The sequence below is a fragment of the Streptomyces sp. NPDC031340 genome, assembly GCF_055569945.1.
The window spans coordinates 163,275-183,956 of record NZ_JBVIIE010000001.1 but is presented as its reverse complement, the minus strand read 5'-3'; the positions used below and the strand labels follow the sequence as shown (position 1 = coordinate 183,956).

At 71.0% G+C, this 20,682-nt stretch carries 20 protein-coding genes and 1 pseudogene; 9 read left to right on the top strand and 12 right to left on the bottom strand.

Features of this window, described 5'->3' with window-relative positions:
* Positions 1-40: 40 nt before the first annotated feature.
* A complete protein-coding gene (locus ACZ5GT_RS00810; RefSeq protein ID WP_469012062.1) occupies positions 41-847 on the bottom strand; it encodes a carbon-nitrogen family hydrolase in 807 nt (268 codons plus the stop codon).
* Positions 848-1,067: 220 nt separating this feature from the next.
* Here ACZ5GT_RS00810 and ACZ5GT_RS00805 point away from each other — a divergent pair, with 220 nt between their 5' ends.
* Complete coding sequence (locus ACZ5GT_RS00805) at positions 1,068-1,892, top strand: maleylpyruvate isomerase family mycothiol-dependent enzyme (protein ID WP_469012059.1); 825 nt, start codon at positions 1,068-1,070, stop codon at positions 1,890-1,892.
* Positions 1,893-2,067: 175 nt separating this feature from the next.
* Here the strand turns inward: ACZ5GT_RS00805 and ACZ5GT_RS00800 are convergent, their stop codons facing one another.
* Entirely contained in the window at positions 2,068-3,363 is a 1,296-nt protein-coding gene (locus ACZ5GT_RS00800; RefSeq protein WP_469012056.1) for an MFS transporter, read from the bottom strand.
* Positions 3,360-4,022, bottom strand: coding sequence for a GntR family transcriptional regulator (locus ACZ5GT_RS00795; protein WP_469012053.1), 663 nt, complete (start codon positions 4,020-4,022; stop codon positions 3,360-3,362). Before ACZ5GT_RS00795 ends, ACZ5GT_RS00800 begins: the two co-directional genes overlap by 4 nt.
* Before the next feature lie 242 nt (positions 4,023-4,264).
* Here ACZ5GT_RS00795 and ACZ5GT_RS00790 point away from each other — a divergent pair, with 242 nt between their 5' ends.
* Entirely contained in the window at positions 4,265-5,167 is a 903-nt protein-coding gene (locus tag ACZ5GT_RS00790) for a D-alanyl-D-alanine carboxypeptidase family protein (protein WP_469012051.1), read from the top strand.
* 49 nt (positions 5,168-5,216) lie between these two features.
* Here the strand turns inward: ACZ5GT_RS00790 and ACZ5GT_RS00785 are convergent, their stop codons facing one another.
* Together ACZ5GT_RS00785 and ACZ5GT_RS00780 are read right to left on the bottom strand one after the other, a co-directional pair.
* Entirely contained in the window at positions 5,217-5,408 is a 192-nt protein-coding gene (locus tag ACZ5GT_RS00785) for a DUF397 domain-containing protein (protein WP_469012050.1), read from the bottom strand.
* A 4-nt stretch (positions 5,409-5,412) separates the two neighbouring features.
* Positions 5,413-6,294 carry a helix-turn-helix domain-containing protein gene (locus tag ACZ5GT_RS00780; protein WP_469012047.1) on the bottom strand — a complete coding sequence of 294 codons (882 nt, stop codon included), beginning with the start codon at positions 6,292-6,294 and terminating at the stop codon, positions 5,413-5,415.
* A gap of 228 nt (positions 6,295-6,522) precedes the next feature.
* Between ACZ5GT_RS00780 and ACZ5GT_RS00775 the strand changes: the two genes are divergently transcribed.
* The 3 genes from ACZ5GT_RS00775 (at position 6,523) to ACZ5GT_RS00765 (ending at position 7,626) form a co-directional block, all read left to right on the top strand.
* Positions 6,523-6,963 carry an ATP-binding protein gene (locus ACZ5GT_RS00775; RefSeq protein WP_398283775.1) on the top strand — a complete coding sequence of 147 codons (441 nt, stop codon included), beginning with the start codon at positions 6,523-6,525 and terminating at the stop codon, positions 6,961-6,963.
* A 64-nt stretch (positions 6,964-7,027) separates the two neighbouring features.
* Positions 7,028-7,375 (top strand): hypothetical protein, encoded by a 348-nt coding sequence (locus tag ACZ5GT_RS00770; protein WP_469012043.1) that lies wholly within the window; start codon positions 7,028-7,030, stop codon positions 7,373-7,375.
* Positions 7,372-7,626, top strand: a complete 255-nt coding sequence (locus tag ACZ5GT_RS00765; protein WP_469012040.1) for a type II toxin-antitoxin system RelE family toxin — start codon at positions 7,372-7,374, stop codon at positions 7,624-7,626. Before ACZ5GT_RS00770 ends, ACZ5GT_RS00765 begins: the two co-directional genes overlap by 4 nt.
* 126 nt (positions 7,627-7,752) lie before the next feature.
* Here ACZ5GT_RS00765 and ACZ5GT_RS00760 read toward each other — a convergent pair.
* A pseudogene (locus ACZ5GT_RS00760) lies at positions 7,753-7,959 on the bottom strand (2-oxo acid dehydrogenase subunit E2); the annotation flags it as partial.
* 160 nt (positions 7,960-8,119) lie between these two features.
* Here ACZ5GT_RS00760 and ACZ5GT_RS00755 point away from each other — a divergent pair.
* Positions 8,120-9,097, top strand: coding sequence for a BRO-N domain-containing protein (locus ACZ5GT_RS00755; protein ID WP_469012439.1), 978 nt, complete (start codon positions 8,120-8,122; stop codon positions 9,095-9,097).
* A 102-nt stretch (positions 9,098-9,199) separates the two neighbouring features.
* Here the strand turns inward: ACZ5GT_RS00755 and ACZ5GT_RS00750 are convergent, their stop codons facing one another.
* Genes ACZ5GT_RS00750 through pdhA form a run of 3 tightly spaced genes read right to left on the bottom strand, consistent with a single transcriptional unit; the run spans position 9,200 to position 12,801 of the window.
* A complete protein-coding gene (locus ACZ5GT_RS00750) occupies positions 9,200-10,606 on the bottom strand; it encodes a dihydrolipoamide acetyltransferase family protein (RefSeq protein ID WP_469012037.1) in 1,407 nt (468 codons plus the stop codon).
* Between the two features lie 10 nt (positions 10,607-10,616).
* On the bottom strand, positions 10,617-11,597 hold the full coding sequence (locus tag ACZ5GT_RS00745) for an alpha-ketoacid dehydrogenase subunit beta (protein WP_469012035.1): 981 nt from the start codon (positions 11,595-11,597) through the stop codon (positions 10,617-10,619).
* A gap of 1 nt (position 11,598) precedes the next feature.
* The gene (pdhA, locus tag ACZ5GT_RS00740) at positions 11,599-12,801 is read right to left on the bottom strand and encodes a pyruvate dehydrogenase (acetyl-transferring) E1 component subunit alpha (protein WP_469012033.1); all 1,203 of its coding nucleotides are present in this window, start codon (positions 12,799-12,801) and stop codon (positions 11,599-11,601) included.
* Between the two features lie 507 nt (positions 12,802-13,308).
* Between pdhA and ACZ5GT_RS00735 the strand changes: the two genes are divergently transcribed.
* Positions 13,309-14,313 (top strand): phosphotransferase, encoded by a 1,005-nt coding sequence (locus tag ACZ5GT_RS00735; protein ID WP_469012435.1) that lies wholly within the window; start codon positions 13,309-13,311, stop codon positions 14,311-14,313.
* Positions 14,314-14,434: 121 nt separating this feature from the next.
* On the opposite strand, the gene ACZ5GT_RS00730 is transcribed toward ACZ5GT_RS00735, so the two are convergent.
* The gene (locus tag ACZ5GT_RS00730; RefSeq protein ID WP_469012030.1) at positions 14,435-15,988 is read right to left on the bottom strand and encodes a protein kinase domain-containing protein; all 1,554 of its coding nucleotides are present in this window, start codon (positions 15,986-15,988) and stop codon (positions 14,435-14,437) included.
* Between the two features lie 334 nt (positions 15,989-16,322).
* On the opposite strand from ACZ5GT_RS00730, the gene ACZ5GT_RS00725 reads away from it, so the two are divergent.
* Entirely contained in the window at positions 16,323-17,945 is a 1,623-nt protein-coding gene (locus ACZ5GT_RS00725) for a protein kinase domain-containing protein (protein WP_469012028.1), read from the top strand.
* 127 nt (positions 17,946-18,072) lie between these two features.
* Here ACZ5GT_RS00725 and ACZ5GT_RS00720 read toward each other — a convergent pair whose 3' ends face one another.
* A complete protein-coding gene (locus ACZ5GT_RS00720; protein WP_324790019.1) occupies positions 18,073-18,615 on the bottom strand; it encodes a bacterial proteasome activator family protein in 543 nt (180 codons plus the stop codon).
* 205 nt (positions 18,616-18,820) lie between these two features.
* Between ACZ5GT_RS00720 and ACZ5GT_RS00715 the strand changes: the two genes are divergently transcribed.
* The gene (locus ACZ5GT_RS00715; protein ID WP_469012025.1) at positions 18,821-19,537 is read left to right on the top strand and encodes a hypothetical protein; all 717 of its coding nucleotides are present in this window, start codon (positions 18,821-18,823) and stop codon (positions 19,535-19,537) included.
* Between the two features lie 128 nt (positions 19,538-19,665).
* Here ACZ5GT_RS00715 and ACZ5GT_RS00710 read toward each other — a convergent pair whose 3' ends face one another.
* Entirely contained in the window at positions 19,666-20,646 is a 981-nt protein-coding gene (locus ACZ5GT_RS00710) for an NAD(P)H-quinone oxidoreductase (RefSeq protein WP_469012022.1), read from the bottom strand.
* Positions 20,647-20,682 lie beyond the last annotated feature (36 nt).

Sequence of the window (20,682 nt, the reverse complement as noted above, 5' to 3'; positions counted from 1 at the left end):
TCCCCGCCGGGACAGGGTCACGGGACAGGGGGCACGGGCCTCAGGAGGAGCGGGGCGCGGGCGGCGGTGCCAGGCCCAGGACGCGGTCCTTCAGGGCCGGGAACTGCTGCCGGGTCGCCGCCACCTTCGCCGGGTCGAGGTCGACGGTGAGGATCTCCTCGCCGGCGCCCGCCTCGGCGAGCACCTCGCCCCAGGGATCCACCACGATCGAGTGACCGGCCTGGGGAACCCCCGCGTGCGTCCCGGCCGTTCCACAGGCGAGCACGAACGCCTGGTTCTCCACCGCCCGCGCCCGGGCCAGCAGCGTCCAGTGCGCCCGGCGGCGCTCCGGCCAGCCCGCCGGGATCACCAGCATCTCGGCGCCGGCGTCGACGAGCGCGCGGAACAGTTCGGGAAAGCGGAGGTCGTAGCAGGTGGCCAGGCCGGCGGTGGTCTGCGGCAGCCGGACGGTCACCGGCTCGCGGCCCGCTCCCATCAGCACGGCCTCGCCCTTGTCGAAGCCGAAGCGGTGGATCTTGCGGTAGGCGGCGGCCAGGTCGCCGGAGGGGGTGAAGACGAGTGAGGTGTTGTAGAGGGTGCCGTCGGGGTCGCGCTCGGGGATCGAGCCCGCGTGCAGCCACACGCCCGCGTCGCTCGCCGCCTTCGCCATGGCCTCGTACGTCGGCCCCTGGAGCGGCTCGGCCTCGCCGCCGAAGTCCTCGTACGCGAACGCGCCGGTGGTCCACAGCTCCGGGAGCACGACCAGATCGGCTCCGGCCTGGTCCCGCACGAGCGACGACACCCGCCGCCGACGCGATTCGACCGATTCGCCCTCGTCTACGGCAATTTGAAGCAAAGAGGCGCGCACACTACCACCGTCCTGGCATGGAAGCCGTCCACTCGGGCCTACGATCGTCACACGAAAGCACTGCCGGGGTGCCTCACAGCAGCGTAACTTGGGGGCACCCCCGGCTCGAGCGCAGCCGAGAGCTGGGGGGAGTTCCTAGACACCCGCCGAGTGCAGCCACCTCCCACTGGCAAAGCCGCCACAATCTGCCCGTGTACCGACCGCCGAGGGGTCCCGTTCCGTGAGTCTGCATCCCACCCTCCAGCCCTACGCCGACGCCTGGACCCACTCCATCGAAGCGATATCGGAACTGGTCCGGCCCCTTGTCGAAGGCGAGTGGAATTGGCGCACACCGTGCCCGGGGTGGTCGGTCCGTGACGTCGTCTCCCACGTCATCGGCCTGGACTGCGAGATGCTCGGCGATCCGCGGCCCATCCACGCCCTCCCGCGCGACCTGTTCCACGTCACCAACGAGCACCAGCGCTACATGGAGATGCAGGTCGACGTCCGCCGCCACCACACGGCGCCGGAGATGACGTCCGAGCTGGAGTACGTGATCATCCGCCGCAACCGCCAGCTGCGCAACGAGAACCGGCAGCCGGGCGCCAAGGTGCGCGGCCCGCTGGGCACCGAGCTGACGCTGGAGGAGTCCATGCGCAGCCACGCCTTCAACGTGTGGGTGCACGAGCAGGACCTGCGCGCCGCGCTCGGCCGTCCCGGCAACCTCGACTCCCCCGGCGCGCAGGTGGCCCGTGACGTGCTGCTGGCCGCGCTGCCGGAGGTGGTGGCGAACCGTGCCGAGGCGCCGCGCAGTTCGGCGTTCGTTTTCGACGTCCACGGTCCCGTCGAGTTCCTGCGCACGATCCGCATCGACATCCAGGGCCGCGGCACCCTCGAGACCGCCCCCGCCCTCGGCCCCGCCGCGACCTTCACCCTCGACTGGGAGACCTACGTCCGCCTGGCCTGCGGCCGGGTGACGCCGGACGCGGTGGCGGACCGGGTCAAGGCGGAGGGCGACCCGGAGCTGACGTCGGCGATCCTGCGGAACTTCACGGTGACGCCGTAGCCGGGGCGCTGCGGGACGCTGGTCCGGGGTGCTGCGGGACGGCGTTCCGGAGGGGCTGTGGAACGGGGCCGCACCGCGTGCCGACGGCGACGCGGTGCCCCGCCCGGCGGCCCGGGCACGCCGGTGAGCGGGGCCGCCCGGCTGGTCACGCAGGTGAGCGGGGCCGTGCGGCGGATCACGCGGGTACGTGCACCGTCTCCACCCGGCTGGCCACCAGCCGCTCCCGCTCCCGGCGCGCCGCCCGCCCGCCGAGCCGGAGGATCTGGCTGACGCCGAGCGCCTGGAGCACGAACACCGCGGAGAAGGCGACGGTGTAGTTGTCGCCGGTGGCGTCGAGCAGCACGCCGATCGCGAACAGCGTCGTCATCGAGGCGACGAAACCGCCCATGTTGGTGATTCCGGAGGCCGTTCCCTGCCGCTCCGGCGGGTTGGCCGGCCGCGCGAAGTCGAAGCCGAGCATGGACGCGGGCCCGCAGGCGCCCAGCACCACGCACAGCGCGATCAGCAGCCCCATCGGCGCGTGAGCGCCCGGCCAGGCCAGGGTCAGCGCCCACATGACCGCGGTGGCGCCCACGGTGCCCAGCGCCAGCGGCAGCCGGGCCGCGTGGTGCCGGGCGACGACCTGGCCGTAGACGAGGCCGACGGCCATGTTCGACAGGACGACCAGGGTGAGCAGTTCCCCGGCCGTGGCACGGCTGAGCCCCTGGGCCTCGACCAGGAACGGCAGCCCCCACAGGAGCAGGAACACCATCGCCGGGAACTGGGTCGTGAAGTGCACCCACAGCCCGAGCCGGGTCCCCGGCTCCCGCCAGGACGCGGCGATCTGCCGGCGCACGTAGGCGGCTCCCCGGTGCGGCAGCGGCGCCGGCTCGTGGCCCTCCGGGTGGTCCTTCAGGAAGACCAGCAGCAGGACCAGGACGACGGCCCCGGCGACCGAGCTGCCCGCGAACGCCGCCGTCCAGCCGACGCCGTGCAGCAGCCGGGCCAGCAGCAGCGTGGAGACCAGATTGCCGGCCATGCCCACGAGCCCCGCGAGCTGCGCGACGAGCGGGCCGCGCCGGGCGGGGAACCAGCGGGTGCCCAGCCGCAGCACGCTGATGAACGTCATCGCGTCGCCGCAGCCGAGCAGCGCCCGCGAGGCGAGCGCCGTGCCGTACGACGGCGAGAGGGCGAAGCCCAGCTGGCCGGCCGTGAACAGCACGGTCCCGATGCCCAGCACCTTCTTGGTGCCGAGCCGGTCGACCAGGAGCCCCACGGGTATCTGCATGCCGGCGTAGACCAGCAGCTGGAGGATGGAGAAGGTCGACAGCGCCGAGGCGTTGACGTGGAAGCGGTCGGCCGCGTCGAGTCCGGCGACGCCGAGGGACGTCCGGAAGATCACGGCGACGAAGTAGACGGAGACGCCGATGCCCCAGACGGCGATCGCGCGCCGTCCGCCCGGAGGATCGCTCGGCAGAGTGGAGACGCTCATCGGATCTCACCCCGCGCCAGGTGCGAGAACCAGCCGACGTGCCGGTGGACGACGCCGACCGCCGCGTCCGCGTCCCCGGAGCGCAGGGCGTCGAGGATCTCCGCGTGCTCGGCGAGCGTCTTGGCGATCCGGTCGGGGTGCGAGTGCATGACGGCGACGCCCATCCGCAGCTGGCGGTCGCGCAGCTGGTCGTAGAGGCGGGAGAGGATCTCGTTGCCGCCACTTCGCACGATCTCGGCATGGAAGCAGCGGTCGGTGACGGCGGCCGCGGCGAAGTCCCCGGCGGCGGCCTGCGCCTTCTGCCGGGTCAACAGCTCCTCCAGCCTCTCGACGAGCCCCGCGGAAGCGGGTACGGCCTTGCGGGCCGCGTGCTCCTCGACCAGCATTCGGGTCTCGATGACGTCGGCGATCTCCTGCGCGGACACCGGCAGGACCAGCGCGCCCTTCTTCGGGTACAGCCGGATCAGCCCCTCGACCTCCAGCCGCAGCAGCGCCTCCCGCACGGGGGTGCGCGAGACTCCGACGGCTTCGGCGAGTTCCCCTTCGGTGAGCAGAGTCCCGCCCTCGTAACGGCGTTCCAGGACGGCCTGCTTGACGTGGGCGTACACGCGGTCGGCGGCGGGGGGCCGCTTGACGGGGGCGAGTGGCGCTGAAGGCATGAACACAGCATAGATACAACACGTACGCATGTCCGGTCCGGTCCACCATGCGGACCGCGGGCGGCCGCCCCTGAGTCACGCGCGGCACGCACGTGGCCCACGCCACAGCCGGATCCTGAATTCACCCCATCAACCGCACAACCTTCTGTGCTACTTACGTGTCACACACCTGCGGCCCCAGAATCCATGCACGCTCAACCGGCCGCATTCCAGGGGCATTCGACTCAATCGGGGTACCTCACTTGATTACCGGCATCAAGGGCTTCCGTCTTCGCAAAGCCGCGGCCGTCGCCGTCACGACCGGCGCGGTGTTCGCCACCGGAGCGCTCACCGCGGCTCCGGCGCAGGCCTTGACGGCGCCCACCATCACCGCCAAGGGCGGATACCTGATGAACAGCGCCACTGGCACCACCCTCTACAGCAAGTCCGCCGACACCAAGCGGCTGACCGCCTCGACCACGAAGGTCATGACCGCGAAGGTCGTGCTGTCGCAGTCGAACCTGAACCTGGACACCAAGGTCACGATCAAGAAGGCCGTCAGTGACTACATGGTCTCCAAGGGCTACCCCTCATCGGCCCACCTGATCGTCGGTGACAAGGTCACCGTCCGTCAGCTGCTGTACGGGATGATGCTGCCCTCCGGCTGCGACGCCGCGATGGCCCTCGCCGACAAGTTCGGCACGGGCACGTCGGTCAGCGCGCGCGTGAAGTCGTTCATCTCCAAGATGAACACCACGGCCAAGAACCTCGGCATGACCAACACGCACTTCGACTCGTTCGACGGCCTCAGCAACGGCTCGAACTACTCGACGCCGCGCGACCTGACGAAGCTCGCCCGCAGCGTGATGAAGAGCTCCACGTTCAAGACCGTCGTGAAGACCAAGTCGTACACGGCGAAGACCATCACGAGCAGCGGCGCCACCCGCACGATGGCCACCTGGAGCAACACCAACACCCTGCTCGGCTGGAACGGCACGCTCGGCATCAAGACCGGCTCGGGCCCCGACGCCCACTACTGCCTCGTCTTCGCCGCCACGCTGAACGGCGAGTCGGTGATGGGCACGGTCATGACGGCCCCGACCGCCACCGACCGCACGAACGACGTCAAGAAGCTCATCAACTACGGCTACGCCAAGATCAGCTGACGTTCCGCTTCACGCTCCAAGGGCCCGTCGCAGCCGGCGACGGGCCTTTTCAGCGCCCGGAACGCCCCACGTACGCCGCGAAGGACGCCCACGCGGCGGGGTTGACTCGGACTATGGGCCCGCCGGCCCGCTTGCTGTCCCGCACGGCAACGGTCCGGGGGACGTTACGGGCGACCTCCACGCACTGCTGTCCCGCGTCTCCGCCGCTGTAACTGGATTTGACGAACTCGAAGTCGGTCACCGGCCTACATCTCCTTGCGAATGGTCTCGATCAGTTCGAGAGCGTTGCGCTCCGCCAGACCGACCCGCGCGATCCGCTCGAAGACACGGCCATGCCTGGCAGCGTCCTCCTCGCTCTCCAACCAGAGCGTAGAAGACGGTACGTCCATATGTACGACGTCCAGCGCTCCGGGCTCGCTGAACGAGACAATGCTGAACGCCCCGGTCATGCCGGGATTGGCGCCTGCGAGGAAGGGCACCACCTGGATTCTCACCGTGTCCAGGGCCGCCACGTCGAGCACATGGCCGAGTTGCTCCCTCATCACAGCCCGTCCACCGACGAGTTGACGCAACGCGCCCTCGTGGATGACAGCCCACAGTTCCAGTGGGCGTTCCGACCGAAGCCGCGCCTGGCGGGTCAGTCTGGCATCCACGAACGGCTCGATCTCGCTCGGGTCCTCCCACGAGCCGGCGCCCACCGCCACGGCACGCGCGTAGTCCGGCGTCTGCAACAGCCCTGGAACGAAGGCGATTTCCCAGGTGCGGATACTGGTGGCGATGTCTTCCAGGGCGACGTACTCGACCATGGCGGCGAGCTGCGGGTACTGATTCCACCAGCCCCTGGCCTTGCGCCGGTCCCGGTCCGCCTTGGCCAGGGCCAGCAGCTTCCCGATCACCGCCTCGTCCGTCTGACCGTACAGATGGCACAGCGCCCTGACGTCGGGATCACGCAGTGGCACCTGACCGCGTTCGATCTTCGCGACCTTGGTGACCGACGCCGTCAACGCCTCGGCGGCCTGCGGCTGGCGCATCCCGCACACCTCGCGCATGCGCAGCAACTCCCCGCCGAGTCGCCGCCCCAAGACGGTCGTGACCGTCTTCCCCCGTTCCGGGTTCCTGCCCGCCATGACACGTCCCTCCCGATCGACCGGCCCAGTGTGGGACTCCCGAGCGAGGCCCCGCAAACCAACGGCAGCAATATTTCTGCCCAAGTAAGTTGCTGCCCCCAGCCGGATGCCGCTACCGTCAGTGCTCAATCGCCCACAGAGCGACACCAGTAGGCGGAAGCGCACCGTGCTGTCCGCACGGCGGAGCCACCCCGCTGGGCCTCACATCGCACAAGGAGGTGCGCTCCCGTGACCGACTCCTGCCCTCCCGGGCCGCCCAAGGTCCACGGCCGCTACGACGCCGTCAGCTTCACGCCGTACCCGCGCAGCGTCCCCCTCGCCCGCAGGCATGTCGCCCGGCTCGCCGTCGCCTGGGGGCACCCGGAGGTGGCCGGCGACGCGGCCTTGGTGGCGAGCGAGCTGTGCACCAACGCGGTGCTGCACGGGTGCCTGCGGGACCGGCTGTTCCGAGTGGAGACGTCCCTCGGCGCGGGCGCGCTGCGGGTCGCCGTCACCGATCCGAGGGGCGAGCGGCTCCCCGACCACGCCCGAGTCTCCGACCCCGACGACCAGTTCGGCCGGGGACTGCTCATCGTCCGTACGCTCGCCTCCCGCTGGTCCGTGGAGAAACTGACGGTCGGCAAGAGCGTCTGGGCGGAACTCGACATCGCGAGGATCCCCGATGCGTAGCCTGCTCAGCCGTCTCCGAAGGTGCCCTGCCGGTACCGTGGCCCCGCGGCGAAAGGAGACACAGATGGCAGCCGAATGGCACAACGCGGTGACGGAGGCCAGGCAAGCCACCGGGTTCACGGGGGACGTCGTACAGCGCACGGTCGACGGCATCGGGGCGGCGCTGCGCCTCGACCATCGAGCCGGCTTCTACACAGAACTCGGCACTCTGTCCGACTCCGGCGCCTTCGACGCGTTCCTCAACCACTGGTGGACCCAGGCGCTCGCCGACTCGGCACCGGACGAGGACACCCGCGAGCGCGCGATCGACTTTGCCGACGTGACCGTATCGCTGTACGCCCGGTCTGCGGACGGCTCTACCGCCACCCAGGCCGAGATCGAAGCCCTCATCGCCGGAGCGGAAGCCTCTTGAACTACACCATCGTCTGGGAACGGACGGCTTCCGAAGGCCTCAAGCGGCTCCGAGCGCGAGACGGCGACGCCGTGAAGCCGCTCGTGAAGGCGATCAATTCTCTTGCCAACGACCCGGAGCCCTCCGCCAGCAGCAAGCTTGGCGGGACCAGCCTCCGGCGGTTGCGCGTGGGAATCTATCCGGCCACCTACGAGATCGACGGAACCACTGTCGCCGTCAAGGTTCTGATGGTCGGCAGCACTGCCGCCTGATCACAGCTCCGAGGTTTCGCGAGATCGCAAGCAGAAGTTGTGGTCTCAGCGTCCCCGCAGGTCAGAGAGGGGCGAGAGAGTAACTGGAAGTTACTCTCTCGCCCCTCTTTCAGTTCTTGGCAGGCCTCACGCCCAGGTGATCAACGGCTTTGGCTGTTCCAGTACCGCTGCCCCGTCCGCCAGGACCTTGTAGTCCAGTTCCCCGGCCACAAGGCAGTGGTCGAAGCTCAGCGCCGGCGTGATGACCTGACGGAGGAGCGTTGCCTTGCCCTTGTGGACCCACGGCTGGAGCTTGATCACGTCGGCCGCGAGAACCGCGGACTCGCCGGGGCTGGACAGCGATGCGCCAAGATAAGGCAGTTGAGGTCACGCGCACTCAACTGCTCCACCTGCAAGCGGAATACGTGATCTTCGCTCGCAATCGTGAACATTCCGGCATCAGCTGGCATATTCGATTTGCTCCGCTTTACGTTCCGCGGCGGAGGTGGTTCACGTGATCGAACCCAGTAAGCGACACGACTCTGCCGAACGGCACGAGGCGATCGACGTCAGCGACTTCGTGTACGCGGCGACCGGCGCCCGGGTGCGCCGGCTGACCATGCCGGACGGGACCCACTGGTTCCCGGCGGTGGATGTGTGCAAGGAACTCGGGTACACCACGACCCGAAAGGCACTGACGGACCACGTCCCGGAGGGCCATCGAGAGAGTCTCGAGACAGTGACTGGAAGTCACTCTCTCAGCATTCCCGCAGGTAGGGAGTGGCGCCGAGACTTGCAACTCATCGATCTGCAAGGTCTGATCCGCCTCGTCCAGGCCTGTACGAAACCGTCCTGCGAGCCCTTCAAGCAGTGGGCCGCGGAGGTGATCGAGACAGTGCAGCGAGAGGGCTCTTACGCCCTCGAAGAGGCGGAGGTGCAGCCCGCCGATCCGAGTGCCCCGGTCGTGTATGCCATGCCGGACCAGGTCGCGGAGGCCATCGTGCGGCTCGAGGCGCACAACCTTCAGCTGGACGAGGAGCTTGCGAACGCACAGCACGAATCGCTCACGCTGCAGAAGGAGGCAGTCACCCTGCAGCGGGAGGTGCTGGCGACGCAGAAGGCCACGCTTGCCGTGCAGCAGGCCATGGTGCGGGCGATGGAGCGGATCGCGGACCGGCTCGACGGTCTCGTCCTCGGACGCCGGGCTCCTGACGGGCGCCTCGCGGTGCTGCCCACCACGGAGTCCGTGCTGGCCGACTGGCGGCACCGGCTGTCGGTGACGGAGGACGTGTGGACGGTGGCCGTGGTCATCGCCCCGGTCCTGGTCGAACAGGGTGAACTCCGCGAGCCGCTGGAAGCGATCGCGGCTCGTACGGGACTCCCGGTGCGCCGCGTCAACGAATGCCTCCGCCTGCTGCAGAAGCACGCGTGCATCCGCTCGCAGGGCGGTGCGGAGGACGGGGCGCCGGTGTATGTGCTCGACCAGGGCTGACAATCCCTGACGGAGCCCTCAGGGAGAAAGACGGAGGGGGCGGTCGCAAGCTGAAGTTGCGGCCGTCCCCTCCGGGCCTCCGAGACTATCGGGTGACGCCCGTCACGCCCAAGTGATCAGCCGTTTGGGCTGTTCCAGGATCGCGGCGACGTCCGCGAGGACCTTGGAGCCGAGTTCCCCGTCCACCAGGCGGTGGTCGAAGCTCAGGGCGAGGGTGGTGACCTGGCGGGGCTTCACCTTGCCCTTGTGGACCCACGGCTGGAGCTTGATCGCGCCGACTGCGAGGATCGCGGACTCGCCGGGGTTGAGCAGCGGCGTGCCGGTGTCGACGCCGAAGACGCCGACGTTGGTGATGGTCACCGTGCCGCCCTGCATGGCCGCCGGGGACGTCTTGCCCTCGCGGGCCGTGGCCACCAGGTCGCCCAGGGCCTCGGCCAGTTGCGGCAGCGTCTTGGCGTGGGCGTCCTTGATGTTCGGGACGATCAGGCCGCGCGGGGTCGCCGCCGCGATGCCCAGGTTGACGTAGTGCTTGAGCACGATCTCCTGGTTCGCCTCGTCCCAGGACGCGTTGATGTCCGGGTTGCGCCGGATGGCGACCAGCAGGGCCTTGGCGATCAGCAGCAGGGGGTTCACGCGCAGGCCGGCGAACTCCTTGTCCTGCTTGAGCTCCTCGACCAGCCTCATGGTGCGGGTCACGTCCACCGTCACGAACTCGGTGACGTGCGGGGCGGTGAACGCCGAGCCGACCATCGCCGCCGCCGTGGCCTTGCGGACCCCCTTGACCGGGACGCGGGTCTCGCGAGCCGTGTCGTACACCGGGGCAGGCGTGGGGGCGGCGGGCGCCTCCACGGCCGGCTCGGGCGTCACGGTCCGCGCCGCGACCGCCGCGTGCACGTCCTCGCGCGTGATGATCCCGTCCGGGCCGGACGGCGTGACCGTCGTCAGGTCGACGCCCAGGTCCTTGGCCAGCTTGCGCACCGGCGGCTTGGCCAGCGGGCGCTCCTGCGGCGCCGCGGGGGCCGCGGCGGGGGCCTGCCCGTGGCCGTTCAGCCCCGCCGGAGCCGCGGGTGCGGGCGCTGCGGGGGCGGGCACGGGTGCGGGCGTCGTGGTCTCCGGGCCCTTGCGCGGACGGCGCCGGGTGGAGGACGTCGCCACCCCGTAGCCCACCAGGACCGGCTGGCGGCCCTGCGGCTTCGGCTCCTCCGGCCGCTCGGGCGCGGCGGCGGCCGGGGCGGCGACGGCGGTGCCGCCCGACACGTCCACCGCGATGATCGACGTGCCCACGTCCACCGTGGTGCCCTCGGGGAAGTGCAGCTCGCGGACCACACCGTCGTAGGGGATGGGCAGTTCGACGGCCGCTTTGGCGGTCTCGACCTCGCACACCACCTGGCCGTCGGTGACCGTGTCGCCGGGCTGGACGTACCACTTGAGGATCTCGGCCTCGGTGAGCCCCTCGCCCACGTCCGGCATCTTGAACTCGCGTACGGACGCTTCCGTCATCGTCGTCACGACCTTCTCCTCAGTACGCCAGGGCGCGGTCGACGGCGTCGAGCACCCGGTCCAGGCCCGGCAGGTACTCCTCCTCCAGGCGGGCCGGCGGGTACGGGGCGTGGTAGCCGCCGACCCGCAGGACCGGCGCCTCCAGGTGGTAGAAGCAGCGCTCCGTGATGCGGGCGGCGATCTCCGCGCCCGAGCCGAAGAACACCGGGGCCTCGTGGACCACCACCAGGCGGCGCGTCTTCTCCACCGAGGTCTGGATCGAGTCGAAGTCCAGCGGGGAGACCGAGCGCAGGTCCAGGACCTCCAGGGACTTGCCTTCTTCGGCGGCCGCGTCGGCGACCTCCTGGCACAGCTTCACCATCGGGCCGTAGGCGACCAGGGTGAGGTCGGTGCCCTCGCGGACGACCTGGGCCCGGTGCAGCGGGCCGGGGATCGCCTCGGTGTTGACCTCGGCCTTGTCCCAGTAGCGCCGCTTGGGCTCGAAGAAGATCACCGGGTCGTCGCTCTGGATGGCCTGCTGCATCATCCAGTACGCGTCGGAGGCGTTGGAGGGGGAGACCACCTTCAGGCCCGCCACGTGCGCGAACAGCGACTCCGGGGACTCCGAGTGGTGCTCGACCGCGCCGATGCCGCCGCCGTAGGGGATGCGGATGACGACCGGCATCTTGACCTTGCCCAGCGAGCGTGCGTGCATCTTCGCGAGCTGCGTGACGATCTGGTCGTAGGCCGGGAAGACGAAGCCGTCGAACTGGATCTCCACCACCGGGCGGTAGCCGCGCAGCGCGAGACCGATCGCCGTGCCGACGATGCCGGACTCGGCGAGGGGGGTGTCGATGACGCGGCTCTCGCCGAAGTCCTTCTGCAGGCCGTCCGTCACCCGGAACACGCCGCCGAGCTTGCCGACGTCCTCGCCCATGACCAGAACCTTGGGGTCGGACTCCAGGGCGCGGCGCAGCGACTCGTTGATCGCCTTGGCCAGGGCCATCTTCTCCGCAGCCATGTCAGACCCCCTCTCCCGCGGCGAAGCCGCTTTCGGACTCGTCCGCGAACGACGCCTGGTAGGCGGCGAACTGCGCTCGCTCCTCGTCGACGAGCGCGTGCCCGTCCGCGTACACGTTCTCGAAGATGGCGAACCGGTCCGGGTCCGGCATGGCGCGGACCGCTTCGCGCACTCGCCTGCCCAACGTCTCGCTCTCGGTCTCCAGTTCCGCGAAGAATCCCTCGTCCGCGTGGTTTGCGGCCTCCAGGTAGCGGCGGAGCCGCAGGATCGGGTCCTTTGCCTCCCAGGACTGCCGCTCCTCGTCGCCCCGGTAGCGGGTGGGGTCGTCGGAGGTGGTGTGCGCGCCCATGCGGTACGTGTACGCCTCGACCAGCGTCGGGCCCTCGCCGGCCCGGGCGCGCTCCAGCGCCCACCGGGTGACCGCCAGGCACGCGAGGACGTCGTTGCCGTCGACGCGGACGCCGGGGAAGCCGTAGCCCTGCGCGCGCTGGTACAGCGGCACGCGGGTCTGCTTCTCGGTCGGCTCGGAGATCGCCCACTGGTTGTTCTGGCAGAAGAACACCACGGGGGCGTTGTAGACCGCGGAGAAGGTGAAGGACTCCGCGACGTCGCCCTGGCTGGAGGCGCCGTCGCCGAAGTACGCGATGACGGCCGAGTCCGCGCCGTCCTTGGCGACGCCCATCGCGTACCCGGTCGCGTGCAGCGTCTGGGAGCCGATGACGATCGTGTACAGGTGGAAGTTGTTGCTGTTCGGGTCCCAGCCGCCGTTGTTCACGCCGCGGAACATGCCGAGCAGGTTGGTCGGGTCGACCCCGCGGCACCAGGCGACGCCGTGCTCGCGGTAGGTCGGGAAGACGTAGTCGTCGTCGCGCAGCGCCCGGCCGGAGCCGATCTGGGCGGCCTCCTGGCCGAGCAGCGAGGCCCACAGGCCCAGCTCGCCCTGCCGCTGGAGCGCGGTGGCCTCGGCGTCGAAGCGGCGGGTGAGCACCATGTCGCGGTACAGGCCGCGCAGCTGCTCGGGGGTGACGCCGGCGACGTAGGAGTCGTACTCGGCGTTCTCGACGCGCTCGCCCTCGGGCGTCAGCAGCTGTACGAGGCCGGGCTCGGTGCCCGGCGACTTCCGGCCGGTCGTTCGCTTGCCGGCCGTGCTCTTGGTACCGGCGCTGCGTCGCGGCTTGCGCGCGGCAGTGCTCTCCACGGTCACGTGTGCTCCTCCGTCGGTCCGGCTCCCGGGTTCGCCGGGTGCCTGGGTGTCCCCCCAGCTCCGTTCAGGAGCCCGGGGAAGCGGCTCACCTGCCGTCCCACGGGCGCACAGGGTGGGTGCGGCTCGTTGGGGACAGGTGTGACAGGTGCCCCGGCGAGCGCCCTGCAAGAGGCACGTTACCCAGTGCTCCACACTTCTGTGAAACACCCCCTGACCTGCGATTTTGCTTGGATTTCCAAGTAAATCGCGTCAGCCGGGAACAGTCCCTGGTCACAGCCTTGCAGGGGGCCGGAACAACGGCACGTTATCCCGGTGACCCAGGTCACGGGAAGAGTCCACCGCGAGCGGGGCGGTTCGTCACGCGGAAGCGCCACGGTTCGTCAGGTGCGCGACACCCTTTCGAGCACTCATTGTGATCGAAAGCGACTGTGTGTGACAACGCGCAGCTCATGGGTCAGGCCGGTGCCCTAGCATCGGGGCGTGCCGCGCTCCTCCGTACCACCCCAGGTGCCTCACGCGCCCCCGTTGGGCGCGTTGCTGCGCCAGTTCGCGGCCGGTTCGGCCCTCGCCTGCGAGCCCGTCGACCAGGGCCTGCTCAACCGCGGTTACCGCCTGCGCACCACCCTCGGCCGGTACTTCCTCAAGCACCACTTCGACCCCGAGACGGCCGACCCGGCCGCCATCGCCCGCCGTCACCGCGCCACCCAGCGCCTGGCCGACCTGGGCGTCCCGGTGGCGCCCGCGCTGGCCGGCCGGGACGGGCGCACGGTCGCCGTCGTCGGCGGGCACGCGTACGCCCTGCACCCGTGGATCGAGGGGCGCCACCGGCACGGCGGGCAGCTCGGCACCGGGCAGTGCGGGCGGCTGGGCGCGCTGCTGGGGCGGGTGCACGCCGGGCTGGAGCACGTGATGCCGGCGCACCGGCGGGCGCGCGCCGAACCGGCCGAGAGCGCGGACCCGGCCGACACCTTCACCCTCATCGACGACCTGCTCGCCCGGGTGCGCCGCCACCATCCCGCCGACGCCTTCGACGAACTGGCCCGCCACCGCCTGCTGGAGCGGCGCGCCCTGCTGGAGCGGCACGCGGACCGGCGTCCGCCGCGCGGTGGATCGGTGGGCTGGGTGCACGGCGACTTCCACCCGTTCAACCTGCTCTACCGGGGTGACGCGCCGGCCGCGATCGTGGACTGGGACCGGCTGGGTCTGCGGCCCCGCGCGGAGGAGGCCGTACGCGCCGCCGCGATCTTCTTCGTGCAGCCCGCCGGGACGCTCGACCTGCCGAAGGTGCGGGCCTACGCGCGCGCGTACCGGCGGGCGGCCGGCGCCACGCCGTCCCAGCTCGCCGCGGCCGTGCACCGCGTGTGGTGGGAGCGCCTCAACGACTTCTGGATGCTGCGCTGGCACTACGAGCGCGGCGACACCCGCGCCGACCCCCAGTTCCCGGCGGCCTCGGCGCTGGCGGTGTGGTGGACGCGCGAGTACGACGCGGTGTGCGGGGCGTTCGCGGACTGAAGCGGCGGACCGAACCGGCGGACCGAAACCGGCGGACTGAAGTGACCGGCCGGGCGGGCACGGGTGCGGGGAGCCGTGGGACGGCTCCCCGCGTGTGTGAAAGGCGGTCCGCCGGGACGGGTCAGTTCCCGCCCAGGCCGTCGGTGATGCCGGCCGTGGGCTCCGTCGGCTGCGGCTGCTCGGACGCCGTGTCGCTCGGCTGCTGCGTCGGCGCCTGGGACGTCGGGTCGCTGCTGGGCTCGTTCGTCGGCTGCTGGCTGTAGCTCGGCGACGGCGTGTACGAGGGCGAGTACGACGGCGTCCAGTTCGAGCCGGAGTTGTCGCCCGAGCCGTTGTCCGTGGCCGTGTCCGTCGCCTGGTCGCTCGCCTGGTCGCTCGGCGTCTCGCTGGCCGTGTCGTCCTTGGTGGACTTCGTCGCGGTCGGCGACTGGGTCGTGCCCGAGCCGCCGCCGCCCGAGCCGGTGTTCTGCATCGCCAGCGCGACGCCCGCCGCGATGGCGATCACCGCGAGGACGGCGAGGATCCACAGCTTGCCGCGGCCGCTGCCCCGGTTGCCGTGCCCCTCGAAGCCGCCGTCGTCCCCGCCGCCGTACCCGGTGGGCAGGATCGGCTGCGGGATCTGGGTCGTGCCGGAGGCGTCGCCGGGGTGCGGCAGCACCTGGGTGCCGGCGAAACCGGTGGCCGGGGTGTGCCGGCCCTCGTGCATGGCGACCGGGCCGGTGTTCCAGGTGCCGGTGTGGCTGCCCTGGTCGTAGAGCATCTGCAGCCCGTACTGGACGAGCCCGCGCATCTCCTCGGCCGTCTGGAAGCGGTCGTCCGGTTCCTTGGCCAGCGAGCGCATGACCAGGCCGTCGAGCTCCGGAGGCGAGGCGTCGGAGACCTCGGACGGCGGCGTCGGGATGTCCTGGACGTGCTGGTAGACCACCGACAGCGGCGTCTCGCCGGTGAAGGGGGGCCGCAGCGCGAGGAGTTCGTAGAGCAGGCAGCCGGTCGCGTACAGGTCGGAGCGGTGGTCGACGGCCTTGCCGAGCGCCTGCTCCGGGGAGAGGTACTGCGGGGTGCCCATGACCATGCCGGTCTGCGTCATCGTCGTCGACGCGCCGTGCAGGGCGCGGGCGATGCCGAAGTCCATCACCTTCACGGCGCCGTTGTTGGTGATGATGACGTTGGCCGGCTTGATGTCGCGGTGCACGATGCCGTGCTGGTGCGAGTAGGCCAGTGCCTCCAGCACGCCGGAGACGATGATCAGGGCCTGCTCGGGTCCGGGTGCCTCGGCGTTGAGCAGCAGGTCGCGGATGGTGCGGCCCTCGACCAGCTCCATCACGATGTACGGCACGCTCTGGCCGCCGACGACGTCCTCGCCGGAGTCGTACACGGCGACGATCGCGTGGTGGTTGAGCCCGGCCACCGACTGGGCCTCGCGCGTGAAGCGGGCCTTGGAGACCGGGTCCTCGGCGAGGTCGGCGCGCAGCAGCTTCACCGCGACGGTCCGCCCGAGGCGCACGTCCTCGGCGGCGAACACCTCTGCCATGCCGCCCCGGCCGAGTCTGTGGGTCAGCCGGTACCGGCCGTCCCCGACAAGCCCGCCGTTGCCCCACAGCTCCGGTGCGTCCGACATTCCGCCGCCAGTCGCCTCGGGGTCGGACGGGCCCTGGGCGCGCTGCTGCTGTGCCATCAGTCCTCGCCGTCGTTTCTGCCCGCGGTGCGCGCGGTGTTGTCACGGTCTCCGTCGGCCACGCTACAGCCTCCGCGCAACCCGCCGATCCGGGAAGGGTTGCGGAACCGGCACGGGACGGACCGGCCATGAAACCGTCATCGTCCTCGGTCGTGCAAATCCCGTGTACCGGCCGTACAGCCTCGGTAACGCTCGCGCGACGCTTCATTCGCGTACGGTCACGGAACGGGCACCGAGCTTGACGTGTCACTGCCCTGGGGCAGACTTGGCCGGGAATGGCACTTTCGATCAACGATGGTCACTGCGCCTGAGGTCTAGTGGGGGACACGGAGACATGAGCCAGCAGGACGGCGCACACGGGCGGTATACGGGGCGGGCGCTCGCCGGTGGCCGGTATCAGCTGCGTGACTTGCTCGGCGAGGGCGGCATGGCCTCGGTGCACCTGGCGTACGACGCGGTGCTGGACCGGCAGGTCGCGATCAAGACCCTCCACACCGAACTGGGCCGGGAACCGGCCTTCCGTGAGCGTTTCCGCCGCGAGGCCCAGGCCGTGGCGAAGCTCACGCACACCAACATCGTCTCCGTCTTCGACACCGGCGAGGACGAACTCGACGGCATGACGACGCCGTACATCGTCATGGAGTACATCGAGGGCCGCCCGCTCGGCTCGGTCCTCGACGAGGACGTACGGCAGTTCGGCGCGATGCCCGCCGACAAGGCGCTGAAGATCACCGCGGACGTGCTCGCGGCGCTGGAGATCAGCCACGAGATGGGGCTGGTCCACCGGGACATCAAGCCGGGCAACGTGATGATGACCAAGCGCGGCGTCGTCAAGGTGATGGACTTCGGCATCGCCCGCGCCATGCAGTCCGGCGTCACCTCGATGACGCAGACCGGCATGGTCGTCGGCACCCCGCAGTACCTCTCGCCCGAACAGGCCCTCGGCCGTGGCGTGGACGCCCGCTCCGACCTGTACTCGGTCGGCATCATGCTGTTCCAGCTGGTCACCGGGCGGCTGCCGTTCGACGCCGACTCGCCGCTGGCGATCGCGTACGCGCACGTGCAGGAGGAGCCGGTGGCTCCTTCGTCGGTCAACCGCTCGCTGCCGCCCGCGGTGGACGCGCTGGTCGCCCGCGCGCTGAAGAAGAACCCGAACGAGCGCTTCCCGAGTGCCGAGTCCATGCGCGACGAGTGCCTCCGGGTGGCCGCCTCCGTCCAGGGCGCCCCGCCGAGCATCGTCCCCGGCGCGCCCACCCCGAGCGGCGCCGGCGTCGGCTCCGCGGTGTTCCCGCCGGTCGACCAGACGACCCCGGCGCCGACCGGGCCCGTGCAGACGCCGTACCAGCCGGCGCCGAACCCGTACAGCACGCCCACCCCCTCGCCCGCCTACGGCTATCCGCAGCAGGGCGGCTACCAGACGCCGACGCCGGCCGGGTACGCGCCGCAGACCCAGCCGCAGTACCAGCCGGTGCCGCAGCACCACACCCCGGCGCCCACGGCCGGGGGCAGGAGCAACAAGCCGGTGGTCATCGGCTCGATCGTGGTCTCCGTGGTGGCCGTCGGCGGCCTGCTCCTCGCCCTGGCGAACCAGGGCGACGGCAGCGGCAAGAGCAAGAACGGTGGCAGCAGCGCGAGCCCGACGGTGACGAAGGCGGCCGGCTACACCGGGCCGGACACCTCGCGGACGATCGACTCCACCGAGTGCACCGAACCGCAGGAGTCGTACAACGACCCCGACAAGATCGAGCTGCCCGACTTCCGGTTCAAGTACATCAAGTCGGTCAAGGAGTGCCTGCAGGCCGCCGGCTGGGAGCTCAAGGTCAACGACGTGGACGAGAACACCTACGGCGAGGGCACGGTCATGAAGCAGTTCCCCGCCGCGGGCACGGACGTCGACCCCAAGGACATGCAGCAGATCCAGCTCGACGTCTCCACGGGCAACCCCCCGTCGTCCTGAGCCACCTCCCGCGTCCCGTCCGGGGCGTCCGGGCCGTCCGGAGCATCCGGAGCATCCGGGGCGGACGTGCGAAGGGCCCGGCAGCCGCACGGCCGCCGGGCCCTTGTGTCGTCTGTCGGCCGGTGATCTACAGGTACGGTCCTCCCGAGCGGCCACCGGCCCGCGGGTCGTCGCCGCCCATCTCGTGGGCCACGCCCGGCGGCAGCGCCCGCCGCATCTGCTCCAGCTGGGCCCGCGCCGCCATCTGCTGCGCGAACAGGGTGGTCTGGATGCCGTGGAAGAGGCCCTCCAGCCAGCCGACCAACTGGGCCTGCGCGATCCGCAGTTCCGCGTCGCTGGGGGTCTTCTCGTCCGTGAACGGCAGGGAGAGCCGCTCCAGCTCCTCCACGAGTTCCGGCGCCAGCCCGTCCTCCAGCTCCTTCACCGAGCTGGCGTGGATCTCCTTCAGCCGGACCCGGCTCGCCTCGTCCAGCGGTGCCGCGCGCACCTCCTCCAGCAGCTGCTTGATCATGCTGCCGATCCGCATCACCTTGGCCGGCTGCTCGACCTGCTCCGTCACCGGAGTCTCGCGGGAGTCCTCGTCTCCTCCGCCGCCGATCGCCATGCCGTCCTGGCCCACGACCAGGATCTGGGGATTCTCGGGCGACCTTTCGTTCCTCGGCATCTCCATGCCGTCATTGTCTCGCACCCCCGCATCTCATCACCGTGCCGCCCCCACCGTGGGGTGATCCCCGTTCACGGCGCGGAGGTGTGCGTCACTCTCCCGCCTCCGCGGGCCTGGTCAGCCGCGGCACCCCGGCCTCGCGGCGGTCGGGCCTCAGCTCTTCGGCGGAACCGGAAATGCCGTGATCCGGCACCAGGGTGAGGGTGGTGGGGTGACTCCATGGCTGCGTGTGGTGCGGACGACGGGACTGGCGGGCGCCGGCGTGCTCCTCCTGTGCGGGAGCGCGCTGCCGGGCGGCAGCGTCTCGTCGTACGGAAGCGTTCCGCCGGGCGGCAGCGTCTCGTCGGGCGGCGGCGGGCGCGCTCCTGCCGTCGGTGCCTCGGCGGGCGCCTTGGCCGGTGCCTTGGCCGGGAAGGGGCCGGGGCGGCGGGACCGGGCCGACCGGGAGGAGGCCGCGGCCACGGCGGTGGGTGAGTCTCCCTCGGAGACGTCGCCGTCGTACGACAGCGCCTCGTCGCACGGTCACCGGCGCACGCCTGCCGCCCGTGCCTCCGCGTCCGCCCGGCCCGAGCGGTCGCGGGCCGGGAGCCGGGCGGGTGAGGGGCGCGAGCGGCCCGGGCGGCGGTGGTGGCACGAGGAGGACGAGGGCGACGAGGCGGACCAGGACGCCGACCAGCGGGGCAACTACCCCGGGAAGGCGTACCCGGACGAGCAGGACACCGCCGAGGAGCCGGACGCCTCCGCGTCGCCCCAGGACGCCACTCCGGGCGCCTCCGTGCCCGCGTCGCGTTCCACGCAGCGGGCCGCCTCGCACGCCGAGGCTCCCACCGAGCCCGTGCTGCGGATCCTGCCCCTGGGCAGCGGGCTGGTCATGATCGGGCTGGGCCTGGGACTCGCCTTCGTCGGCCTGCGGCTACGGCGCGGCTGATCCGGGGGCGTGCGAGGCCGGGCCGACGCCGGGCCGAGGCGGTCCGTCGTCCGGACAGGCCCGACAGAGGGCCGACGCGGGCCCGGCGCAGGACCGACGCAAGACCGACGCGGGCCCGGCCAGGGCGTCTACGGCACGACCAGCAGGACCTTGCCCACGTGGCCGCTCTCCTCCACCACCCGGTGGGCGGCGGCCGCGTCGTTCATCGGCAGCTCGCGGTCGACGACCGGGCGGACGTGACCGCCGGCGATCAATGGCCAGACGTGCTCGCGCACGGCCGCGACGATGGCCGCCTTCTCACTGAGCGGACGGGCGCGCAGCGAGGTGGCGCTGATCGCGGCCCGCTTGTTCAGGAGCGTGCCGATGTTCAGCTCGCCCTTGACGCCGCCCTGCATGCCGATGATCGCCAGTCGGCCGTTGACGGCGAGGGCCTGCACGTTGCGCTGCAGGTACTTGGCGCCCATGTTGTCGAGGATGACGTCGGCGCCCGCGCCGTCGGTGGCCTTCTTCACCTCGGCGACGAAGTCCTGCTCCCGGTAGTTGATCAGGATGTCCGCGCCGAGCCCGGCGCAGCGCTCCAGCTTCTCCTGGGTGCCCGCCGTGACGGCGACCTTGGCGCCGACGGCCTTGGCGAGCTGGATCGCCATCGTGCCGATGCCGCTGGAGCCGCCGTGCACGAGCAGCGTCTCGCCGGGCCGCAGGTGGGCGATCATGAAGACGTTGGACCAGACCGTGCAGACCACCTCGGGCAGCGCCGCGGCCTGCTTCAGGTCCAGGCCCTCCGGCACCGGCAACAGCTGGCCGGCCGGCACCACGACCTTCTCCGCATAGCCGCCGCCGGAGAGCAGCGCGCACACCTCGTCACCCTCGGCCCAGCCGGAGACGCCGGGCCCCACGGCGGTGATCCGTCCGGAGCACTCCAGGCCGGGGTAGGGGGAGGAGCCGGGCGGCGGGTCGTAGAAGCCCTGCCGCTGCAGGATGTCAGCCCGGTTGACGGCGCCGGCCACCACCTCGACCAGCACCTCGCCCTCGCCGGGCACCGGATCGGGGACCTCGTCCCACACCAGCGCCTCGGGCCCACCAGGTTCGGGAATCGTGATCGCATGCATGAGCAGGACGCTACTCCCTCACCCCGGTCACGACGC